General features: G+C 30.6%; 15 protein-coding genes and 2 rRNA genes. 6 read left to right on the top strand and 11 right to left on the bottom strand.

The features are described 5' to 3' along the window. Positions 1–7: 7 nt before the first annotated feature. Positions 8–1,861: a S9 family peptidase gene (locus CG473_RS01205; protein ID WP_094254489.1), complete on the bottom strand. Its 1,854-nt coding sequence runs from the start codon at positions 1,859–1,861 to the stop codon at positions 8–10. Between the two features lie 130 nt (positions 1,862–1,991). Between CG473_RS01205 and CG473_RS01200 the strand changes: the two genes are divergently transcribed. Next, entirely contained in the window at positions 1,992–3,545 is a 1,554-nt protein-coding gene (locus CG473_RS01200) for an APC family permease (protein WP_094254488.1), read from the top strand. 63 nt (positions 3,546–3,608) lie between these two features. On the opposite strand, the gene CG473_RS01195 is transcribed toward CG473_RS01200, so the two are convergent. Further along, on the bottom strand, positions 3,609–7,952 hold the full coding sequence (locus CG473_RS01195) for an SGNH/GDSL hydrolase family protein (protein ID WP_094254487.1): 4,344 nt from the start codon (positions 7,950–7,952) through the stop codon (positions 3,609–3,611). A gap of 260 nt (positions 7,953–8,212) precedes the next feature. Beyond that, entirely contained in the window at positions 8,213–9,661 is a 1,449-nt protein-coding gene (locus tag CG473_RS01190) for a TrkH family potassium uptake protein (protein WP_166623173.1), read from the bottom strand. Between the two features lie 292 nt (positions 9,662–9,953). Here CG473_RS01190 and metK point away from each other — a divergent pair, with 292 nt between their 5' ends. Together metK and CG473_RS01180 are read left to right on the top strand one after the other, a co-directional pair. Beyond that, positions 9,954–11,072 (top strand): methionine adenosyltransferase, encoded by a 1,119-nt coding sequence (gene metK / locus CG473_RS01185; RefSeq protein ID WP_094254485.1) that lies wholly within the window; start codon positions 9,954–9,956, stop codon positions 11,070–11,072. Positions 11,073–11,112: 40 nt separating this feature from the next. After that, positions 11,113–11,322: an NINE protein gene (locus CG473_RS01180; RefSeq protein WP_094254484.1), complete on the top strand. Its 210-nt coding sequence runs from the start codon at positions 11,113–11,115 to the stop codon at positions 11,320–11,322. Between the two features lie 93 nt (positions 11,323–11,415). Here CG473_RS01180 and rplL read toward each other — a convergent pair whose 3' ends face one another. From rplL to CG473_RS01155, 5 genes are all read right to left on the bottom strand, one after another. Beyond that, on the bottom strand, positions 11,416–11,784 hold the full coding sequence (gene rplL / locus CG473_RS01175) for a 50S ribosomal protein L7/L12 (RefSeq protein ID WP_094254483.1): 369 nt from the start codon (positions 11,782–11,784) through the stop codon (positions 11,416–11,418). A gap of 37 nt (positions 11,785–11,821) precedes the next feature. Beyond that, the gene (rplJ, locus tag CG473_RS01170) at positions 11,822–12,325 is read right to left on the bottom strand and encodes a 50S ribosomal protein L10 (protein ID WP_094254482.1); all 504 of its coding nucleotides are present in this window, start codon (positions 12,323–12,325) and stop codon (positions 11,822–11,824) included. Positions 12,326–12,562: 237 nt separating this feature from the next. Continuing rightward, complete coding sequence (locus tag CG473_RS01165) at positions 12,563–13,036, bottom strand: OsmC family protein (protein ID WP_094254481.1); 474 nt, start codon at positions 13,034–13,036, stop codon at positions 12,563–12,565. A 7-nt stretch (positions 13,037–13,043) separates the two neighbouring features. Further along, positions 13,044–14,291, bottom strand: coding sequence for a serine hydroxymethyltransferase (gene glyA, locus CG473_RS01160; protein ID WP_094254480.1), 1,248 nt, complete (start codon positions 14,289–14,291; stop codon positions 13,044–13,046). Between the two features lie 104 nt (positions 14,292–14,395). Next, the gene (locus tag CG473_RS01155) at positions 14,396–14,911 is read right to left on the bottom strand and encodes a hypothetical protein (RefSeq protein ID WP_094254479.1); all 516 of its coding nucleotides are present in this window, start codon (positions 14,909–14,911) and stop codon (positions 14,396–14,398) included. A 232-nt stretch (positions 14,912–15,143) separates the two neighbouring features. On the opposite strand from CG473_RS01155, the gene CG473_RS01150 reads away from it, so the two are divergent. The 3 genes from CG473_RS01150 (at position 15,144) to CG473_RS01140 (ending at position 18,319) form a co-directional block, all read left to right on the top strand. Beyond that, positions 15,144–16,964 (top strand): hypothetical protein, encoded by a 1,821-nt coding sequence (locus CG473_RS01150; RefSeq protein ID WP_094254478.1) that lies wholly within the window; start codon positions 15,144–15,146, stop codon positions 16,962–16,964. A 105-nt stretch (positions 16,965–17,069) separates the two neighbouring features. Then, on the top strand, positions 17,070–17,480 hold the full coding sequence (locus CG473_RS01145) for a hypothetical protein (RefSeq protein WP_094254477.1): 411 nt from the start codon (positions 17,070–17,072) through the stop codon (positions 17,478–17,480). Positions 17,481–17,635: 155 nt separating this feature from the next. Next, positions 17,636–18,319, top strand: coding sequence for a uracil-DNA glycosylase (locus CG473_RS01140; protein WP_094254476.1), 684 nt, complete (start codon positions 17,636–17,638; stop codon positions 18,317–18,319). A 119-nt stretch (positions 18,320–18,438) separates the two neighbouring features. Here the strand turns inward: CG473_RS01140 and CG473_RS01135 are convergent. The 3 genes from CG473_RS01135 to CG473_RS01125 form a co-directional block, all read right to left on the bottom strand. Next, positions 18,439–21,362 (bottom strand): 23S ribosomal RNA (locus CG473_RS01135). A gap of 313 nt (positions 21,363–21,675) precedes the next feature. Continuing rightward, positions 21,676–23,195, bottom strand: a 16S ribosomal RNA gene (locus CG473_RS01130). The 16S and 23S rRNA genes sit together here, the layout of an rRNA operon. A 651-nt stretch (positions 23,196–23,846) precedes the next feature. Next, positions 23,847–24,263 carry a hypothetical protein gene (locus CG473_RS01125; protein WP_094254475.1) on the bottom strand — a complete coding sequence of 139 codons (417 nt, stop codon included), beginning with the start codon at positions 24,261–24,263 and terminating at the stop codon, positions 23,847–23,849. Between the last annotated feature and the right edge of the window lie 325 nt (positions 24,264–24,588).

The following is a 24,588-nucleotide window of genomic DNA, read 5'->3' as shown; positions in this document are numbered from 1 at the left end:
AAAAAACCTATTTTAAATGCTTATCTAGAAATTTTTCAACTTTAGCATACATTTCAAATCTATTTTCTTCATTTCTGAAACCATGACCTTCATCATTTTTAAGTAAATATTCAACAGCAACATTTCTTTTTTTAAGAGCATCAATAATTAATTCAGATTGTTCTTGCGGAACTCTTGGATCATTTGCACCTTGAACAATCATTAATGGAGTTTTGATTTTATCTACATGGTAAACAGGTGAGACACTTTTAGCATATTCAACATTTTCGTGTGGATTACCTAGTGCTTCTTCAAAAATATTACCTGGAGTTTGTCAATAAGGAGGAAATGAATCTCACAATGCGAATAAATCACTTACACCAACAATATCAACACTAGCTGCATATAAATCAGGCTCTTTAACAATACCCATTAAAGCAGCATAACCACCATATGAGCCTCCATAAATAGCAATAGCATCTTTTTTAGCATAACCATTTTCTATTGCTCAAAAAGTTGCATCAGTAACATCATCTTGCATTGATAGACCTCATTGTTTTCAACCCTTAGTGAAAAATTCTTTTCCGTACCCTGTTGAAATTCGATAATTTATTTGTAAAACACCATAGCCTCTATTTGCAAAAAATTGAACTTCTGGATCATAACCTCAACTGTCTCTAACTCATGGACCGCCGTGAACATTAATAATAAAAGGAACGTTTTTTGTTTGGTTTTTCGGCATTGTCAAATAACCATGAATTTTTAAACCATCTCTAGCAATAAATGAAATAGGTTTCATCTCAACTAAATTTTCCGGATTTAAATTAGTTTGTTTGTAATTAAGGCGGGTTATTTCATTGTTTAGTTTATTAAAATAAAAATACTGAACAAGCATGTTATCTGAAAGTGCGCTATATATGCTGAAATCTCTACTAATATCTGTACTGATTTTAAAAACATAACTGTTTTGAGTTAGTCCAAATTCAGAAATTATTTTTGATTTGACTTCTTCATATTCTTGTTTTTTTTCATCATCAAATCATTTAATTTCCAAATATTCTTTGTCCATTGTGACGGCAATTAATTTGTAATTTTTTCTTCTTTCTAAAATTACATCATCAATATCAACTAAATCATCTTGATAGATTAATTGAGCACTATTTTCATTTAAATCTAAATCATATTTAACTAAAGCTATTTTGTCTCTACCTATATTTGATAAAGCCAAAATTTTATTTTCATCTTCGTAAATATGTTCAAGGCTTAAAGAATCTTTTGAACTAACAAATTTTATTTCTTTAAAATCAGAACCAACTTTTTTCTGTATACTTGTGCCACCAGAAACACCAATAGATCGATATAAAATTTCGTAATTACTATTTTCTAAAACATCAACAATATTTTCATCATTTTGAATAATCATTGTTCACTCTTTTGTTTTTACATTATATCTATAAGTATCAAAGTATGTTTTGTTGCGCTTGTTATGCATCACTTCAATTACATTTTCAAATTCTTTTTTATTTTCATAAAAAACTTCTTCTTTAAATGCACTTACACCAGCAACTTTCACTCCATCTCACGGGGTTAAATCTGTGATATTTTTCTTGTTTATATCAACAGTAAATAAATGGTGATTTTCATCACCACCATTATCTTTTAGAAAAAATAATGTTTCATTGTCTAATCATGAATATGTGCTGATTGATCTGTCTTTATAGTTTGTAAGTTGAATTTCTTCATTATTTTTTAGATCTTTAACAAATAAATTCCCACGTTTATTTATTTTTTTTAGATATGCTAATTTAGTTGCAGATGGATTAAGCGAATAAGAATAATAGTCACTGGTTTTAAAAAATTCTTCAATTTCAATTTTTTTCATGTTACCTCTTTTTGATTAATTATAAACGCTTACGTTGAAAGAGTAAACAAAAACCGGAGTAACAAAATTTAAAATCAAAATCCAAAGTATTAATTTTGATAAGTATAATTTGATAAAAAAATAAGGAGTTATGGTGGATATTGAAAATAAAAAAGCAAGGAAATTTGGTTTTATAGTTGCTTTAACTTTTGTAATTGGTTCATTTATTGGAATTGGTGTATTTTTTAAAAATGGCGGAATATCTAATGCCGTTGATGGTCAATCAATATCTTGATTATCTGCATGAATTCTTGGAGGATTAGTATCTTTATTTGGAGCAATAAGTTTTAGTGATATTTCAAAATTAAAAGTGGGTAAAATAACTGGAATTACATCATGAGCTCAGCAACTAGGAAATAAAAAATTCGGTTATTTTGTTGGCTTCAATTGGTCATTTTTTTATTGAGGAATTTGAACTACAGTTTTAGGCGTTTTTGCAAGTGAAGTATTTTGAACTTTTATTTCACTATTAGGAGTAGATATAAGTTGAATACAAATTTATCATCATATTATTTTTGGTTTTATCATTTCTTGGTTTTACATTTTTATAAGTTATTTAAGTCCAATGATTGCCAATTACACTTCCATAATTACTGTTGCTTTAAAAATTATTCCACTAATAATTGCTATTGTTGTTGGAATAGTGTTTTTTAATAATAACGATACAAATGCAGTTCCAACTGCATCAAATGCTTTTGAAACAAACCCTGGTTTTAGTCTAGATAAAGTAATACTTGCTTCACCCGGAGTATTATTTGCATACGATGGTTTTGTTTCAATTGGAACAATGCGCAAGAAGATGAAAAATAATGGTAAACAATTACCATTAGTAATTATGAGCGGAATTACAATAGTAGCAATATTTTATACATTAATTGCTATAGCATCAATTTTGCATAATACTGGTAGTGTAGAAAATTTAATTAAAGCTTCACTATCTAATTCTTCTTCATGAGTTGCCCCATTTACATACTTTTTTATATTTATTTCAACTATAGGTTTGATAAACGGTAATTGTGCCTTCACATTAAACGATTTTGATAATGCTGTAGATGTTGGCTTAATATTTGGCTCATCATATTTAAAAAAGAGGATTTTATCAAACCATAAAAATGCGGATTTTGCAAGGAAAACTAGAGCTGTTATATTGATATTTTTGGTAAATATTTTTTGATCATTCTTCGTTTTTGTTCCTTCGTTAATTTATAAAACTGATGATTTTGTTGATGGTGCAAGCAATTGACCAACTGTCTTCTTTTTTAATATTTATGCATTAATAATGATTTTTTATTTGTATCAAAAAATATGAGGGAAACTTAAACCAGTCGATATTAAAAAGGTGACGAAAAAATATTGAATTTATATCTTTGTAACCATCATAGCAATTTTATTAATTATGGTAATTGAATTTGGTTTGTTATATAAGTATTTTTATGATGGGATAATTAATAGTTTTGCGTCTAACCCTTGAGAAGGATTTTTTTCAAATCCTGGATATTACAATCCAAACAACATTGTTCAATTATCATTTTATTTATTCTTTTTATTTTTGTTTTTAACATTGCCTTACTTAAATTTATTTTTAATTAAAAAAGTAGAAAGAAGAGAAATTATAAATAAGTTACACGAACTAAGTTTTGGCTAATTTTATTTTTTGAAATCTAGTTTACAAAAATTAAATAAAAAACCAGACACAAGATCTGGAGATTTATTTAGATAATTCTTTTGTGTATTTTCCATTAACAGTTTTACCATTTTTTAAACTATCGATTACATCTTTTTGGTAACCTGCATAACTTTTATCATTAAAATAATAGACAGCATAAGCAATTGAAGTTGTGCCCCATAATTTTGAATAGCCATTTCCAATTACTTGATTATAAAGATTTTTTTGTGATTCCAAGTTTTCATTTTTAAATCAACCATCTATTATCGCGAAAGCGACGTATCAAGCCACAGTTGCTCCAATATAATGGACTGAATAGATTTGAATTATTGTTCTTAATCTATAAAATGCTTTCATATGTTTTTCATCGTTTGGTTTAACATTATCTTTTTTAACAAAAGCACTAGTTAAAAGACCGGTTATTGTAATGATAGATTCTCTTAAAGAATTATAATCAAAATTTGAAGCGCCGGATGTTCCCGGTGATTTTAATTCATTATAAATATATCCATCCGTTGAAGATTTTTCAAAAACATAATTTATTATGTTTGCAAAATCAGTAATAGAAAAAGTGTTTTCAGTTTTTATTAATGTTACTAACTCATTTAAGTGTTCTGTCCCAAAAAATGAACTAAACATTGAAGACAATATAGACATATCAATTGAACCATTAGCTATAAATTGATCTATTAATTTTTTTGCTACATTTGAAAATAGGCTACTTTTGGAAATAGCTTTAAAAGCATTTACTAAACTATTTACAAATTCTTCTTTTTCGTTTTCGTTAAAATCTAATAAATTAAATTGTTTTTTAACAGTATCAAAAATAAATTGTTTCATTTGTTTGTTTTCAACAACAATATTGAGAACATCAGGCAATGCTTCAATTAATTTTTCTTTTATATCTTCGTTTGTGATTATTGATTTAAATAAATCCGAAAATGAATTTGCATTTTCTAATATGTTTGGACTAGTAAACAATTTTTGTGCAAAAGAATTCATTAAATTAGAGAATGATTTCAATTTCATAACTTGCTTTATTTCTGCACTAAAATTAACATTTTCCATTTTAAATTTTGAATTTATAAAATCATTAATGTAAGTAATTATTGTTTCATTTCCGCTTGCAAATTCTAATCCGGCTTTCAAAATTAAATTTAAAAAACTTTGTGTTTCATCTTGATTTTCAAAGAAATGGGTTTTAATTAAATTTTTAATAATACCAATTAATTGCTTTTCATCACTTAAGTAAGTTTTAAGTGCTTCTTTTATGTTTTCAATTGATATTTGATTTGTTCCCGGATTACCATCTTTGTCAAAATCAGTTGTATTTACAGAATTATTTATATAGCTAACAAATTGATTAATTATTTTACTATTTACTAAACCTTTTATAAATTTATCTAGTCTATTGTTTGTTTTTAAAAACTGTAATATTTCACTTAATAATGGATTATTAATTGTACTTTCTAATGAGTTAAATACATAGCCTATGATTTCAGGGTTACCACTAATATATGAATTGATTAAAGTATCTAAATTGTCGTTTTTAAAACTAACAAATTGTTGTTCCATTTTTTCAAATTCTTTAACTTGTTTATCAGTAAATGATAAATCGTTTGAATTTGAGTAAAGTGATAATTTTGCATTATTTTCTGTAACAAAAAGATTATTAAAGATTGTTCTAGCCATATCTTGATAACCTAGAGATCCCGGATGAATATCAAAAAATGAAGGTGCAAATTTTTGTGCATTTTGCATTCATCTTTGCTGGTCATAAACTGAAATAGTTCACAGTTTTTCATTACCCATTGATGTGCCTACATCTTCAATAGTACTATTTAACATTTCTAAAACAAAGTTACTAAAGTCTGGAATTTGTGATTCAAAGTATTGATCTACCATTTTAGTTATTCTTAATAATGGCATAGGATAAGTTATTAATCTAATGTGTATGTCAGAATTAATTTCAAATATTCTTTTTAGTAAATTTTTATAATTATTTCTCAACAGTTCTAACGAACTAGTTAAAGTTGTGTATAAACTAACAATATCTAAATTCTCTCCAGTTAAAAATAATGGAATTAGCGATTTAAGAATATCAATAAAATCATTTGCACCAAGGCTAATTGTTAATAGATTAGCCTCTTTTATTTTGTTGTTTATTTTAATTAAATTGTTAGGTGAAAAATCACCGTATTGATCTTCGATTCTTTGCCCAAATGGTCCATCATTTATATTTAAGTTTTGCACAAATTTAAATAAGCCTTTTGAAGCATCAGAAGAATTTTCGTGACCCTTTGCTTGCAATAAATATAATCAATCTTTTATAGTAGAACCAGACAATCCAAAATTATCAAACGAATTTAGCTTTGATTCATCATAAGACTTAATTAAACTTGCTAAAAACGCTGGATAACTTAATCCTTGAACTGAATTGTCTTTAAATTCTCCTGCGATATCATTATTGTATTCAGCATTAAATCCAGCAGAAATAGAATCACCAATTGCTAAATATTTAACTGTATTTAATGTTTTACTTCGCTCTTTAAATTGCTCTTCAGTTTCATAATTACTAATTAATAAATTAATTGTAGTTGAATCATTGTATTTTGTTTTTACTTCAACTCGCAATGTTATGGTTCCAACTTTGTCATCTGAATTTTGTGAGTTTTTAACAATTTGATATATTAATTTAGGATTAATTAATATTTGTAAATCATTTTTTAAAATTTGATTTACTTCATCTAGATTTGAAAAAATAGTTTCGCTTGAAGCAAGTTTATGTGGATATCTTAATTTATCAATTTGAAAGATTTTATCTTTAATACTATTTTTAAAATTAGCTAATTCTTGCGCTGCTATTTTTTTGTGTTTATCAAGTTCGATCTGTTGATTACGTTCTTTTAATTCTGCTTCAGTTTCGTAATTATTTATTGTTAATGAACTAGTGATTGAATCATCATATTTTGTTTTTATTTTAACTTGCAATGTAATAGTTCCTAAAGCATCATCAAATTTCTGGGAATTAGCAACTATTTGATAAGTTAAATTAGGATTTAGGATTATTCTAGAGTCACTTTTTAAAATGTTATTAATTTCACTTATATTTGAAAAAACTATTTCGCTTGAAGCAAGTTTGTTTGGGTATTTTTCATTATCGATTCCAAATTTTGAACGTTCAAGATTATTTTTAAAATCATTCAATTCTTTAGCAGCTAATTTATGTAATTCCTGTTTTTGTAATTCATTATTTTTTTCATTTAATTTTGCATTAGTTTCGTAATTTCCAATTGATAATGAACTAGTAATAGAGTCATCATATTTTGTTTTAATTTCAACTTGCAATGTAATAGTTCCTAATGCATCATCAAATTTTTGGGAATTGGTAACTATTTGATAAGTTAAATTTGGATTTAGAACTATTCTAGAATCGTTTTTTAAAATATCATTAATTTCACTTAAATTTGAAAAAATTATTTCGTTTGAAGCGAGCTTGTTTGGATATTGCTCTTTATCAATTCAAAATGTTGAACGTTCAAGATGATTTTTAAAATCTTCCAATTCTTTAACGGCTAATTTTTGTAGTTCTTGCTTTTGTAATTCACTATTTTTTTCGTTTAATTTTGCTTTAGTTTCATAGTTTTCAATTTTTAGTGAACTAGTAATAGAATCATCATATTTTGTTTTTATTTCAACTTGCAATGTAATAGTTCCTAGAGTGTCATCAAATTTTTGGGAATTGGCAACTATTTGATAAGTTAAATTAGGATTTAGAACTATTCTAGATTCACTTTTTAAAATGTTGTTAATTTCATTCAAATTTGAAAAAATTATTTCATTTGAAGCAAGTTTATTTGGATATTCTTTTTTATCTATTTGAAATATTTCATTGTCTATAGCATGTTTAGCATCATTCAATTCTTGGAATGCTTGTTTTTTTAAATTATCAATTTCAATTTTTTGAGAAGTAGCAAAACCAGATATTTTTATCTCCACTTCTTTTGATATGTTATCGTTCGTTTCAACTTTTAATTTAAATTGAACAATTCCATCATCATCATTAGAAATAATACTATCACTAACTACTGTATATTTCAGATTGTTGCTAATTTCATAATTATTGTTGGAAATGGTTTCCTTGATAATTTGTGGAAAACTTTTGTTTGAAACAAATTCGCTTGCCATTGTTAAATTTTCATCTACGCTTTTATATGAAAAAGCATTATTGGTTAAATTAAGAATTTCATTATCTAGTACCGGGTTAGAAACTACTTTAGTTTCCTTTTTTGTTGTTTCTTCTGAACCTTGACTGCAGCTAATTGCAATACCAACTGGGGCAATAGTCATGATTGTGGAAATAGTAAATAATTTAATTTTCTTCATTTTTTACTCCTTTAAAATTTTGTCATGGAGTAATTTATCAAATTCACTAAAAATAATTTTCGAAAAAAATAAAAATTTATTTTTACATCTTTTTTTGCAAATTGTATAGCACCTAAATTAACCATTTTTAGTTTCGGAAAATTGTTTAATTTTGTTTGTATTTCATTCATTTATGTCAAAGTTTAAATGAATGAAAATATTAAAAAAGGTGTAATTTTAAAATCAAAAAAAACTGGTTTAAACCAAATTAAATTGTTTTATTAACCAATTGAAATTCCTTCTTCAATATATTCATAGGAATATTCTTTTCGCCTCTTACTTTTTCAAGCTAATATTGTAGAAGATATACCAAGCTGTCCAACAAACATAGCAATAATAATTGATAATTGTGAAGGTATATTTAATGAAGCGGTAATACCAGTAGATAAACCTGTAGTACCAAAAGCAGAAGTTACTTCAAAAAATAAATGCGACAGGCCATAAACTCTTTGAGCATCTGCTGTGTTCATTGAATTTACTGCACCTCCAAAAGATGATAGTGAACTTGCTGAAATAAATGTAACTAATGTAACTAAAATCAAAGATAAACTAAATACTGTATATGACATAGATACTGTTTCAGGCGAGATACTTCGTTTGAATATTCTTACTTTAGGACTGTGCGTAATTTTTGCTATTAAGGCTAAAATTACAACAGCTAATGTTGTAGTTCTAATTCCTCCACCAGTTGATGAAGGTGAAGCACCAATAAGCATGGCAATACTACTTAATATAATTGTTGGAGTTGTTAAATTACCCAAGTCAATTGTTGTATAGCCGGCACTTCTTGTAGCAGTTACATTAAATATTATTGCCATACTTTTAGCCAATTTATCGCCATATTTTGCATTATTTCAAAGCGATTCAGGGTCTCTAGAACTTACTTCAAAAGCAAACGTTAGACAAATCATTACAATTCCAACTAATACATAAGTTATGATTGATAATTTTGTAAAAAGCGACCACTTAACTTTTCTAAAGTTGTAATCTGTTTTGCCTTTTATTTTTCTCATGTATCAGGTTCGGTATTTTGCTCTTAAATGTATTACAACATCATAGATTACAGGATAACCAATTCCACCTATAACAAATAAGACAATTGTAAAAAATTGAAAATCATAATTGTTGTAATATGGAGCAAGCGAATTTGAACCAAAGATATCAAATCCTGCATTATTTATCGAACTTATGGAATGAAAGAAACCGTATCTAAATGATAGTGATCAATCATTTTTGGGATTAATAAATCGATATGTATTTGTTGTTGCACTTAAATTATCTGCAAATACAGAACGAGCATCAACAAAATGAAAATAAAATGTAAAAGCGAATCCACTGAAAACAACAATTATAAATATAACTAACATGGATGAAACGATTACTCCACCAACGTTACCAACATTGGAAGACCCTCTTTCAGTGTTAACAAGTTCTCTTTCATTAACTCCACTAGTTAATTTCAAAACATAATTGAAAATAAAAATTTTAATTGTAAAAACACCAAGCCCACCAAGAAGCATTAAAATTGCTAAAATTGCTTGGCCAAAAATACTTCAAGTTGCATATGTAGGAACAGTTACTAACCCAGTATCACTAAAAGCAGAAGCTGATATAAACAATGAATTAATGAAACTTACTTTTACATTTCCTGTTTGCATTATCGGAATCATTAATATTCCGCTGAAAATAAGTGTTATCAATAAGTAAATGAAAAAAATGTAGCGAGATGGAATAATTCCTTGTCTAAGCTTTTGTAAATAGTTTATTAACTTGTTAAAGTGCAATTTTCTTAAAATTTGTTTAACTCAAAACCAAAAATCCATAATATCGATTATAAATTATTTTAAATATTAAGGAATTTTTTTATTTAATAAAAACAATTTGAAAATAATTGTTTAATAACAGCACTAAATGCATAAACCAATAGTAAAATAATCATATTTATGAATTTGTGAGGTGTCTATGAAATATTTTATTAGTGCAGAAAGTGTTGGAAAAGGTCATCCAGATAAAATTTGTGACCAAATAAGTGATGCAATTTTAACTGCAATTTTAAAAGAAGATTCTGAAGCCAGAGTAGCTGTAGAAGTTTTTGCAACTAATAGGTTAATAGTAATTGGTGGCGAAGTAACAACTAATAGTTATGTTGATGTTATTAAAATTGCTTGAGAAATTATTTTGGAATTAGGATATAACGAAAATGATTTTAATATTGTTTCAAGTATCAACGGCCAAAGTCAAGAAATAAAAAATCAAGTTGATGCAGATATTAAAATTGCTGCAGCAGGCGATCAAGGAATTATGTTTGGTTATGCAACTGATGAAACTGAAAATTTTATGCCATTAGGAATTAATGTTGCTCATGATTTATTAAAAAATGCTGAAAATTCAAGAGTTAAAAAATTAGTTAAAGATTTACTGGCTGATACAAAAAGTCAAGTAACTTTAGAATATGATGGTAATAAATTTGTTAAAGTTGAAAATATTGTGCTTGCATTACAACACAAAAAAGATTTTGACAAAGATCTTTTTAAAAAACAAGTTATTGAACACGTTATAAATCCGACAATAAAAAAATATAATCTAAATGATGATTATAAACTTTATCTTAATAGTGCAGGTCCGTTTTCATTAGGAGGGCCAATAGCAGATACAGGTCTAACAGGTAGAAAAATTATCGTTGATACTTACGGCGGAGCTTCTAGACATGGTGGCGGTGCTTTTAGCGGGAAAGATTATACAAAAGTTGATCGCTCTGCTGCTTATGCTGCAAGATGAGTAGCTAAAAATTTAGTAGCAGCTAAATTAGCTAATAGAATTGAAATACAACTTGCTTATGTAATTGGTCACAAAAAACCTATATCCTGTTTTGTTGAAACATTTGGAACTGAAAAAATTTCTAAAGAAAAAATAAGTCAAATTGTCTCTAAAGTTTTTGACTTAAGTGTTCAAGGAATTATTGATCATTTTGATTTGAAGAATTTTGATTATCGATTAACTAGCGTTTTTGGTCACTTTGGTAAAGAAAATTTACCTTGAGAAAAACTTGATAAAGTTGATCAAATTCTTAAACTGATCTAATTTGTTATAATTATTTAGTTTAAAAATTAAAGGAGAGAAAATGGGACAAGGGAAAAATGTTTGACAAAGAACTGGAAAAAGTAAAACTGTAGCTATATTACTATCATTATTTTTAGGTTTTTTAGGAATCGATAGATTTTATTTAGGTAGAGCAGGAACAGGAGTTCTTAAATTATTTTTTGGATTTCTAATATGACACATTATTGATTTTGTGAGAATCCTTTTAGGTTTATTAACACCAAAAGAATAATAGGAAATAGTGAGCTTATCAATGGCTCATTTTTTTTATAAAAAAAGACGTTCATGAATCATAAACGTCTTTTCAATGTCAATTAAATTTTTATTAATCGATTGTAACTTCAGCACCAGCTTCAACAAGAAGTTTTTTGATTTCTTCTGCTTCTTCAGGTTTGATGTCTTCTTTAACTTTGAATGGTAAAGCTTCAACTGCTTTTTTAGCATCCATAAGTCCGATTCCAAGTAATTCTTTAACTGCTTTAATAACAGCAACTTTTTTACCACCATCTGAGGTAATTGTAACAGTAACTTCAGTTTTTTCTTCTGAAGCTTCAGCAGCAGGACCGGCAGCAACTGCAACTGCAGAAGGGTCGATTCCAAACTCTTCTTTCATTGCTTCTACTAGTTCCATAACTTCTTTAATATTCATTTCTTTTAATGATTCAATAAAAGATTCTTTTGTTAATTTAGCCATTTAATTTCCTTTCGACTATTTCTATAGTTTTAATATCTTAAGCAGGTAATTTGTTTTCGTCTGCTATTAATTTTAGTGATAATGACACTTGTCTTAGAGGACCAAGTAATGATGAAGCAAGCATTGTAAGAGCTTCTTCATATGAAGGTAAGTCAGCAACTGCTAACACACCTTTTTGGTCTACAACAGCACCTTCATAGATACCGGCTTTGATAACAAGATTTTTGTTATCTTTAGCAAATTCTTTTAATAATTTAGCCCCGTTAACTGGGTTTTCATTTGAAAATACAAAAATATTTGGTCCAGTTAAATATTTGTCAAGTTCTGAATGTTTATTTGATTTAGCAATTTTAATTAAACGGTTTTTGAATACTTTTAATTCAACTCCCATATCGATTGCTTTATCACGTAATTCAGACATTTGAGCTACTGAAAGCCCTCTGTATTCTGCTAAGAATACTGATTGAGCAGCAGCCATTTTATTTTTGATCTCATTTACAATTTGCTTTTTCTCTAAGCGATTTTTTGATTCAGTGTTCATTTGCACCTCCTCACAAAATTATTTCTAAATGCACGACATACATTCGGTGACGTATTAAGCATAAGCTGTCACTGTCTTTACGTAATGCCTTATAAGTATACCATATTTTATACAAATGCAACAATATGTTTTTTAATAGTGTTTTTGATTTTTTGAATTTTATTTATTTAAAAAATCAAGCATGTCAGCTTGAAATTTAATGATAGATTAACTTATTGTTTTTGCAACTAGTTAGTTTTAATTAGTTGTAATTTCAGGTTCAACGTAGTAAGGAATTTTTAAACTTTGGCCAACAAAACAAACCTTTTTTGCAACCGGAATTAATTTTTTAGCTTCTTCTAAATCATTTTCTGAAGCAATTTTTATTTTTGGGTACAAATTAGCTTGAGTAATTTCGAATGTAAATTTATTTTTTACTAAAGTTAAAGTTGAATTGTCTTCATATGAAATTAAATCAATTTTATTGCGATTCAAAAGATAAATGTATGAAAGATGATAACATGAAGTTAAACCAGCAAGTAGTAGCATTTCTGGATCGTATTTAACATCAGGACCGCCAAATGTTTTACCATTACTTCCTAAAATAACTTCTCTTTGGCCTTTTCCAATTGAATAATTGCGTGAATAATCCGAATTTAATGTTCCTTTATTTTGACTGTCTCACGACAGTTCTACTGAGTATTTGTGTTCTTCTAAATTTTCTGAACTCATAATTTTCCTAATATTTTTTTGGTATTTCAAATTTATTTACTAAGCTTAAAATTTCAATTTTCAAGTCTTTTAGTATTTTTTCATTTGTGTGATTTCTAAGTGCTTTATCCATAATTGTTGCTAATTGAATAAATTCTTTTTCCTTTAATCCTCTTGAAGTCATTGCAGGACTGCCGATTCTAATTCCTGAAGTAACCATAGGACTTCTAGTATCAAAAGGGATTGTGTTTTTATTTGTTGTAATATTAATGCTTTCAAAAATAGTTTCAGCTTCTTTACCACTTAATCCGTAGCCTTTATCAACATTAATTGTAAATAAATGATTGTCTGTACCACCTGTTACTACTGGTACTCCTAATTCCATAAATTTAGCAGCCATTGCTTTAGCATTTTTTTTAACTTGCTTAGCATAATAAATAAATTTTGGATCTAATGCTTCTTTAAAAGCTACTGCTTTACCAGCAATTGAGTGCATTAACGGTCCGCCTTGATAACCTGGAAAAATTCATTTATCTACACTTTTAGCAATTTCAGGATCATGAGTCATTAAAATAGCTCCTCTTGATCCTCTTAATGTTTTATGGGTTGTGGTCATAATTAGATCTGCTATACCTACGGGTGAAGAATGTTCTTTAGCAGCAACTAAACCAGCAATGTGGCTTATATCTGCAAAAAGTTTAGCTTTTACTTCATCAGCTATTTGTTTAAATTTTACAAAATCAATTTCTCGGGCATAAGCTGAATAACCAGTAATAATCACTTGAGGCTTAACAATGTGTGCGATTTGCCTGACTTTTTCATAGTCAATGTAACCATTTTCATCTACATCATAAGTAAAAGATGAGTAAAATTTACCGCTAAAGTTAATTTTATAACCGTGAGTTAAATGTCCTCCTGATGAAAGAGACATACCTAATATTTTTGAACCAGGTGCTGCTAGTGCTGCTAGCGCTGCTGCATTTGCACTTGAACCTGAATGTGCTTGGACATTAACGTATTCAACATTAAATAGTTTTTTAGCTCTTTCAATTGCCAAATTTTCTACTAAATCAACATATTCACAACCACCATAGTAGCGTTTGCCTGGAAAACCTTCTGCATATTTATTAGTTAAAATACTTCCAGTAGCTTTTAAAACATCTTCTGAAACATAATTTTCAGAAGCTATTAATTCGACATGTTCCATTTGTCTTTTTAATTCTAAGTTAATTGCTTGTTCTAATTCTTTATCGTTTAATTCAATTTTTTTGTACATGTATATATGATAATTTTTTTAATTTTTTATTGACTAAAAAAATGAAAAAATTCGATTAATTGGGTTTTTAATCGAATTTTGGTAATTTTATCTTAAATTTATAATTAAGCAGCGTAGGTTTTAGCAACTCTTCAAGGAGCAGTAGTTGTGTAATTTGAATTCATATCTTCAGATGAATTAGATACAAGCACATTTACACTTACTTGTTCAGTTCCATATTGAACTGTTAAAGTAGCAACCATTGTATTTCCAGTAGTACTTGGTGTTAATGAAGTAACACTAAAAGAAATATTGCTTAATTTTGATACACTACTTCCAGGAAAAACTAGGGCAGTGTAATTAGAAACATTTCTAGCAGCATTATCTGCAATTCTTACACTAGCTGCATTTGCACCTGTGTAAGTAACAATGAATTCAGGTAAAACAGAAATGCTTGGATTTGCAGAAGCATTATCGGTGATATAAGCAGCCTGATTTTGATTTACACTAATTAAAGTATTTTTAGCACTTATTTCTGTATTGTATGAACTTACAGCGATACCAATCCCTGCTCCTATTGCAACTATTCCACCACCAAATAGAAATAGTATTAAAGATTTTCTTGACATTTTTTTTGACATGTTTCTCCTTAAAATATTAAGTAAATATAGTATATAAAATTTTTAGTTTAAATGGCAAACAAATTATTTAGCATACAAAATTTGATTTTTAAATCTTATAGCAAAAATAATAATCTACAAAACTCAATTTACCATTTATAATATATATTGCATAAAGAAATTTTAAGCATGTTGATGAAAACAATTTATTCATTAAAGTAATTTTATAGTGAAATAAAAGAAATGAGAATTTATGAAAACAACATTGAAAAAGTACTTAATTTTTTCATTTATAGGAACAATTTTAACTGCAGGATTAATTTCAGTAGTTGCTTGTACAATAAAAGATGATAACAATCAAGAAAAACCCAGAGAATTTACAAAAATTGAGGTTGATTTAAATTCAATGCCGGAAAGTTCTAAAGCTAATACGAATTTTGAATCTTTTTATCAAGATGCATTTGATTCTGCAATTAATGGAATACCAAGTGTTTATATAGGAAGAAATTCGTCTCAATATTTTATAACATCTTTTTTAAACATGTTGGCACAGCACGAAATATCTAAATTAGATGATTCAATTAAAAATGAACTGATTTTTTTAATTGATAAAGTTGTTTATGATCCGGAAAAAACAGGTTTGGAATCAAGATTCTCATTTGGAGAATTATTAAATACAAATCCTGAGTTTAAAATTTATTCAAATCTTAAACAAGTTGATCCTTCTTTTCAGAATTTAGATTACTCGGTAGTTCCGCAAGATCGTGAAAATGAAATATCAGCTATTGAGGAATTAAAAAGTTATTTAAGTAAACAACTAGAAAAAAATCCCAATCAGAAATTTGACTTTTATATTCCAGATATCTCTTTTTTTCATTTAGCAAGGTCTGCAGTAAGTGAGGGTATGGTTTTAGATTTCATTTTAGAACATGCAAATAAAATAGTTTTGTTTTCGGACGGGAACGTAAGTACAGCTCGAAATTATGCTGAACGACTTGTCGAAAATTCAAGTAAGTGATCAGAAATGATTGAAAGCATAAGCGAATCTGATAAAAACTTTGAAGCAATCAAAAATTTTTATAAAAAAAATATTAATAATGAATTACCAAGTTGATTATCAACAAACATGCTTCGCAAAAAAATCAGACTTTACAATATAGTTACTGATGAAAATCACTTAGAAAATAAAGAAGATATTGGTTACGATAGGCATGATTCCCCATTAGATTTTTATAAAGTTTCAAAAGATTTAGGCCTAGAAAATAGGTTATCTTCACAGTACCAAACATTAACTAAACTTAATGCAAATAGTTTTTCTGAATTGGTTACACACGGTTGAGAAAATTATGATCCAAATAAAAGAAATATAATTTTTACTGGTTCGAGTTTATTTAGACATTATGACACGGCAAAAAGGGATAAACTTAGATTGGATGATCAACTCTATGCGTTGTACGAATTACACAAAGTCTTTGAAGCATTTGCAAAAAAATATCCTTTAGATGAATATAATTATTTTTTTAAATTACATCCCTATTATCGAGCAGGAGATGAATCGCTTTTATACATAAACAAATTAGCTCCAAATATCCAAAACCCGATTATCTTAAATAGCGGAATTAGTTTTGAAAGTCTACTGGCTTTCGAAAAAAATAATTTAGATGTAAATGGTACTTCAATTTTGTTCGATAAAAATGATATTAATTCAGATGTTTTAGTCCCAAAAACATCAATTATAGGTGCTCAGCCTTCTTCTACTGTTGTTATAGCAACATTGCATTATTTAAGTCAAGCATTTGGAATAAGTTTAAATCAAGCGAGCAAATTCATTAATGCAAGCAACTATATTTTGCCTAGTTCATATCATTTAGTTCAAAGAGATATTAAATATGTTGATCCATCAGAAGCTAAACGAGCTAATCAAGATCAAATGGAAGCAATCTATTCTGAATCAATAAATTTAGGTGTTTTTCCTCAGGTTACGGCATTTCCAAGTGCAAATGAATTTATCGAAAAATATTTAGGACAAGGTGCTAGTTTCAATCCATACTTAAAAACTTCAAAATCAAATTAAATATTTTTAAATTAAATATTATTTAATGTTTTGCAAAATTCCGAGTATAATTTATCTTGCTTTTGATTATAAACATCAGCAAACTAAATTTAATAAAAAGGAATTATGAATAAAAAAATTAAATTGTTTATTGGTTTACCAATTGCGGCAATAGGAGTCGGAGTTGCCGCAATATCATGTACTTATGCCATTTCAACTTCAAACGAAGCTTTAGTTAAAAATGAAATCACAAGATTAAGTAATCTTTCTGCACAAAATAGAACTTCTTCAAACGATGCAATAACAAGTTCAGAATCATCTTCAGTTACATATAAAGACAATATTACTAAATTAGCTCAAGATTTCCCTGGTTTCAAATTTGACACTGAAAAATTTAAATATACAGTTAAATCAGAAACAAATCCGAACAAAATTAGCAAAGTAATAGTATTAACCGTTTCATTAATAAAAGATTCATCAATCAGTTTTGATACAGCTAACATTACTTTAAGTGGCTTCTTGTCAGCAAATTATTAATTTTAAGCCTGTTTACGCAACAGGTTTTTTATTTTTTTATATTTAATTTAGTTGTAAATACGAAATAGAAGCTAACTGCATTCAATGTGAATTCATTTATTATTTATATGCTAATCTGATGTTTAAAAAACATTAAAAACAATATAATTTAAAATATGTTTAACAATGTCAAATTTACACTAGGGCCAACTTGGAAAGAACTGGAAAATTTATTAAATAATAGTAAAGAAAATATACAGTTATTAAATAATATTAGCCAGCTTTATAAAACTAAAGCATTAGTACCAGATGAAAAGGATTTATTTAACGCATTTAAATTAACTAGTTTGAGTGAAATTAAAGTAATAATTTTAGGTCAAGAACCTTATCCCAAAAAAAGAGATGCAAATGGACTAGCTTTTAGCTCAATGTCACATTTAGTTCCTGCATCCTTAAGAAACATTTTTAAAAGCTTAAAAACAACATATCCAAATGTTGTTTTAGAACATAATGATTTATCAAACTGAGCTAGGCAAGGTGTTTTATTATTAAATACTATTTTAACTATTGACGAAGGCAAATCTAACAGTCATAATAATGTTGGTTGAAATGTTTTTACTGAAACAGTTTTAAGTTATTTAAATTCAACTGTAAAACATCTTTGCATAGTCTTGTGGGGTAATCATGCACAAAACTATGCAAAGTATTTTGATAAGTCAAAACATACAGTATTAATGGGAATGCATCCATCTCCATTATCAGCATATCGCGGTTTTTTTAATTTAGAATGATTTAAATTAATTGATCAAGATTTGATTAAGTATAACTTGAATCCGATCGATTGGAATTTAACTAATTAGTTGCTAGTCAACTATTTTTTATTTAATTTTAAAAGAAAATAAAAAAACGCCTACGGCGTAAACTAGTTCTTTCAAAACTGAATAGCATTATGATTATAAAATTTGCTTAAGATACGTATACTTTTAAACCTATCAATTTATTAGTAATGGTCAGCTAAATGTATCGCTACACGTACACTTCCATCCTATCAACCTCGTCGTCTACAAGGAATTTCAAGGGAATACTCATCTCTGAGGAGGCTTCCCGCTTAGATGCTTTCAGCGGTTATCCTTTCCGTACTTGGCTACCCAGCTATGCTTCTGGCGAAACAACTGGAGCACCAGTGGTACGTCCACTCCGGTCCTCTCGTACTAAGAGCAGCTCTCATCAATATTCCAACGCCCACATCAGATAGGGACCGAACTGTCTCACGACGTTCTGAACCCAGCTCGCGTACCGCTTTAATTGGCGAACAGCCAAACCCTTGGAACCGACTCCAGCTCCAGGATGCGATGAGCCGACATCGAGGTGGCAAACCTCCCCGTCGATGTGATCTCTTGGGGGAGATAACCCTGTTATCCCCGGGGTAGCTTTTATCCGTTGAGCGACAGCCATTCCACAATGAACTGCCGGATCACTAAGTCCTGCTTTCGCACCTGCTCGACTTGTAGGTCTCGCAGTCAACCACACTTTTACCTTTGCGCTCTACATACGGTTTCTGACCGTATTGAGTGTAGCTTTGAACGCCTCCGTTACCTTTTAGGAGGCGACCGCCCCAGTCAAACTACCCACCACGCACTGTCTCCCAACCGGATCACGGTTGCAGGTTAGAAATTCAATTTAACAAGGGTGGTATTTCAAAGGTGACTCCACCGGAACTAGCGTCCCGGCTTCAAAGTCTCCCACCTATTCTACACATGTTAAACCAAATCCCAATACGAAGTTGTAGTAAAGCTCCACGGGGTCTTTTCGTCTTGATGCGGGTAGCCAGCGTTTTCACTGGCACCATAATTTCACCGAGTCCATTGTTGAGACAGTCAAGAGATCATTGCGTCTTTCGTGCAGGTCAGTATTTAGCCGACAAGGAATTTCGCTACCTTAGGACCGTTATAGTTACAGCCGCCGTTCACCCGGGCTTCACTTTACTGCTTCGCAAAGCTAACAGTTCCGCTTAACCTTCGGGCACTGGGCAGACTTCACCCCCTATACATCGTTTTACAACTTAGCAGAGAGCTGTGTTTTTGATAAACAGTTGCCCCTTGAAATTTACTGTGGCTCACTTAATTCATAATATATTGCTATAAAATTGTTAATTGAGCGCCCCTTCTCGCGAACTTACGGGGTCAATTTGCAGAGTTCCTTAACAATGGTTTTCTCGCTCGCCTTAGAATACTCATCTTGGGGACGTGTGTCCGTTCTCGGTACGGGTTCCTATAACATAAGTTTAGAAGCTTTTCTTGGAAGCATGAAATCACTTAATTCGCTACTTGTTGCCTTTCGCTATGCGTCATAAATCACGGTTATACAATGCGGATTTGCCTACATTGACCACTATTTATTTACTCCAGAATCCATTAACTGGTAAAGTTATCCTTCTCCGTCACTCCATCACTGTTATCGAAAGTACAGGAATATTAACCTGTTGTCCATCGACTACTCCTTTCGGCCTCGTCTTAGGTCCCGACTAACCCTGGGTGGACGAACCTAGCCCAGGAAACCTTCCCCAATAGGCGTGAGAGATTCTCACTCTCAATCGTTACTCATACCGGCATTCTCACTTCTTAACGCTCCACTAATCCTCACGGTTTAGCTTCATTGCAGATAAGAACGCTCCTCTAACGCTTAATAAAAACTTATTAAACCCGTAGCTTCGGTATTATGTTTAGTCCCGTTACATTTTCAGCGCTGGTTTTCTTGACTAGTGAGCTATTACGCACTCTTTAAAGGGTGGCTGCTTCTAAGCCAACCTCCTAGTTGTTTAAGAAATCCAACAACTTTTCTCACTTAACATAATTTTGGGACCTTAGCTGACGATCTGGGTTGTTTCCCTCGCGAGCATCGACGTTATCACCGATGTTCCGACTGCATGACAATTCACAATGGTATTCGGAGTTTGATTATAGTCAGTACAGCTAGGCGCCGCCATTCCATATTCAGTGCTCTACCACCAAAGTTTAACATCACACGCTAGCCCTAAAGCTATTTCGAGGAGAACCAGCTATCTCCAGGTTCGATTGGAATTTCACCGCTATTCACAAGTCATCCGGGCACTTTTCAGCGTACTACGGTTCGGCCCTCCACTTAGTTTTACCTAAGCTTCAGCCTGCTCATGAATAGATCACCTGGTTTCGGGTCTATACCATCATACTCATTCGCCCTATTAAGACTCGATTTCTCTACGGCTCCGCTTTTCTCCACTTAGCCTCGCATGATAATATAACTCGCCGGTCCATACTGCAAGATGTACGCCATCACGCATTAACGCGCTCTGACTAATTGTAAGTAAGTAGTTTCAGATTCTATTTCACTCCCCTTCCGGGGTTCTTTTCACCTTTCCCTCACGGTACTAGTTCACTATCGGTGTCTGGTTAGTATTTAGCCTTACCGGGTGGTCCCGGCGGATTCAGACAGGGTTTCACGTGCCCCGCCCTACTCAGGATACTGCTAAGAGATTAATGCATTTCGAATACGGGGATATCACCCTCTATGTCCAAGCTTCCCAACTTGTTCTTCTATACATTAATTTTGTAACTCCGTGTAAGCAGTCCTACAACCCCAATAAATTGGTTTGGGCTCTTCCGCGTTCGCTCGCCGCTACTGACGGAATCATTATTTATTTTCTTTTCCTGTTGCTACTAAGATGTTTCAATTCACAACGTATGTCTCTTTCCTTGCTATATATTCACAAGGTAGTAATGCAAGATTAATCGCACTGGGTTTCCCCATTCGGAGATCTCTGTCTCATAGTTTATTTCCAACTAGACAAAGCTTATCGCAGGTAATCACGTCCTTCTTCGACTTCCAGACCCAAGGCATCCACTACAAACTCTTAAATATTTAAAAGTAAATATAAGTAATCGTATTATTATTTTTTTTCTAATTTCCTATTGAAATTTGATGTGTATCTTAAGGTATTTATAGAGTTCAAATTATTGAACTCAACTCGGATCAAAATTATTTACATATTTTGATGTCGTTATCATATTAATTTATGCTATTCAGTTTTCAAAGAACTAATTTTGAGGTAGAACCCTCAAAACTGAATATTAGATGCGCTTTGGCAACGCCAACACACAGACTTCAACCAAAATTAATTGGGAAGATTTGTGCCAAATGTCATATTATAGCTGCTCTTTGCAGCTTATGTACTCCGTAGAAAGGAGGTGATCCATCCCCACGTTCTCGTAGGGATACCTTGTTACGACTTCACCCCAGTCACCAATCCTACCTTAGGCAGTCGCTTCCGTAGTTAGCTAAACCGACTTTGGGTATTACCGGCTCCCATGGTGTGACGGGCGGTGTGTACAAGACCCGAGAACGTATTCACCGTAGCGTAGCTGATCTACGATTACTAGCGATTCCGACTTCATGAAGGCGAATTGCAGCCTTCAATCCGAACTGAGACCGGTTTTTCAGATTTGCTCCATGTCACCATATTGCGTCTCTTTGTACCGGCCATTGTAGCACGTGTGTTGCCCCACTCGTAAGAGGCATGATGATTTGACGTCATCCCCACCTTCCTCCCAGTTACCTAGGCAGTATCCTTAAAGTGCTCAACTTAATGTTAGTAACTAAGGATAGGGGTTGCGCTCGTTGCAGGACTTAACCAAACATCTCACGACACGAGCTGACGACAACCATGCACCATCTGTCATTCGGTTAACCTCCACTATATCTCTATAGCTTTGCCGAAGATGTCAAGAGTGGGTAAGGTTCTACGCGTATCGTCAAATTAAACCACATGCTCCACCGCTTGTGCGGGTCCCCGTCAATTCCTTTAAGTTTCACTCTTGCGAGCATACTACTCAGGCGGATCATTTAATGCGTTAGCTGCGTCGGTGAATTGCTCCACCAACTAATGATCATCGTTTACGGCGTGGACTACCAGGGTATCTAATCCTGTTTGCTCCCCACGCTTTCGTCCCTCAGTGTCAGTATATAGCCAGTTAGCTGCCTTCGCCATTGGTGTTCTTTCATATATCTACGCATTCCACCGCTTCACATGAAATTCCACTAACCTCTCTATAACTCTAGTTTGCCAGTATCTGAAGCGAGCCGAAGTTGGGCTTCGGTTTTTGACTTCAGACTTAACAGACAACCTACGGACGCTTTACGCCCAATAATTTCGGATAACGCTTGTGACCTATGTATTACCGCGGCTGCTGGCACATAGTTTGCCGTCACTTTCTGATACAGTACCGTCATAATAAGGGCTTTCCACTCCCTTATCTTTTCTTTCTGTATAACAGCAGTTTACGATCCGAAGACCTTCATCCTGCACGCTGTGTCGCTCCATCAGGCTTTCGCCCATTGTGGAATATTCCCTACTGCTGCCTCCCGTAGAAGTCTGGGCCGTATCTCAGTCCCAGTGTGGCCGTTCGGTCTCTCAACCCGGCTATACATCATCGTCTTGGTGGTCTATTACACCGCCAACTAACTAATGTAACGCACCCCCATCTCCCAGTGAAACAATAGTTCCTTTAACCTTATCTTCATGCGAAGTTAAGGTGTATCCGGCATTAGCCAAAGTTTCCCTTGGTTATTCCAGTCTGTGAGGTAGGTTGAGTACGTGTTACTCACCCATTTGCCGCTAAAGTACAAGTACTTTCGCTCGACATGCATGTATTAGGCACACAGCCAGCGTTCATCCTGAGCCAGGATCAAACTCTCAAAAAATTGACTTGTGTGTTGTACAATCTAATATTCAGTTTTGAAAGATCTACTATTTGCAATCTCTATAAAAGACGCTTATTTATCATACACAACAATTTGATTTTTCTTCAAAAAAAAATTTTATTTTTTTATGATGTTTTTTGCTCATTAAAAATAATACTTCTTTATTTAAGAAGCCTTCATGTTTATAAAATAGCTTATAAAAATTGAAGGTGACAGTGGCTCATTTCTGGGCATGTCCTCGATTTGTTGCTAAATAATCTTAACATATGATTTTGATATCTCTTAAAAAATTTGAGATTTTTTTTGTTAATTTTTTTTAGAAGGTTTTTACATCTAAAATAACCTTATATTTAATAAATATTAAAAGTTTTCTTATTATTTCTTCCTCGATATCTAAATAGTTACACGCGGAAAAATAATTAAACTTGTTTATTGTTTGTTTTAACGTAGGTAATGTTCCACTATATTTCAATATTGAAAATAACTGGGTAAACTAAAAAGACCATTACCTTAAATATGCTTGGGTAACAGTCTTTAAATATATTCGATATTATGATTTTAATTCACAAAGTTAAAAAAATTATTTACAAAAGAATCCGTGACTACTATGAATGCATAACTTTATTTTAGAATAAACTTCTTGAGACTTTTTTATATATTCAATTTATTAAGCACAACTAAGTAGAAAGAATATATATCAGTTTCAGTGTACATATTTTTAAATAAATATTTTGAATATTCAGATTTTTCAAGAAAATTAACTAATGAAAAAATTACAAAATATTTATCTTCAATATTTTTTGATTTTCTAATCCTTCTATAAGTGAATTTTTTCAAAATAGTTAAGTGTCTACTACTATCAACATTATCATTAGCTTCTCTTATACTTATGTTCTTTAAATCAATTTTTGCTTTAATATTGTCAATTTCATTATTTCGCAAGTTAATTAATTTTGTTCTATCTCTTAAAAAAATTTTATTAATTTTATTAGTTCTATATATTCCAAATATAAGTGAAGAAAAGACTAATAGAAACTCAATAATCAAAATAACACTTGCAATAGCCAACTGGTAAATTTGTATTTCATTTATTGATATTATTTTAATCGAAAATATTGTTCAATAAAGAATATGGGGAACGAAAAAAAGGGGTAAACAAAAAAATATTTCAAATAATTTGATGAACAATAATCAGCGAAAACATTGCCTATTATAATGATAAAGCAAGTTAACAAAAGTAAATTTTTCAACAAAATTATATTTGAAATTCGGAATTTTCCCTTCCTCCCTGAAAACAAAATTTGAAGCTATAATTCAAATACTCAACAAAACAGCCATTAAAATAGGGATTCAGATAAATATAATATTTTCTGAGCTAAATATTTCTTTCATA

Source organism: Mycoplasma testudineum (assembly GCF_002245785.1).
In the GTDB taxonomy this organism is placed as follows: domain Bacteria; phylum Bacillota_I; class Bacilli_A; order Mycoplasmatales; family Metamycoplasmataceae; genus Mycoplasmopsis_B; species Mycoplasmopsis_B testudinea.
This window is presented reverse-complemented; position numbering and strand designations above follow the sequence as displayed.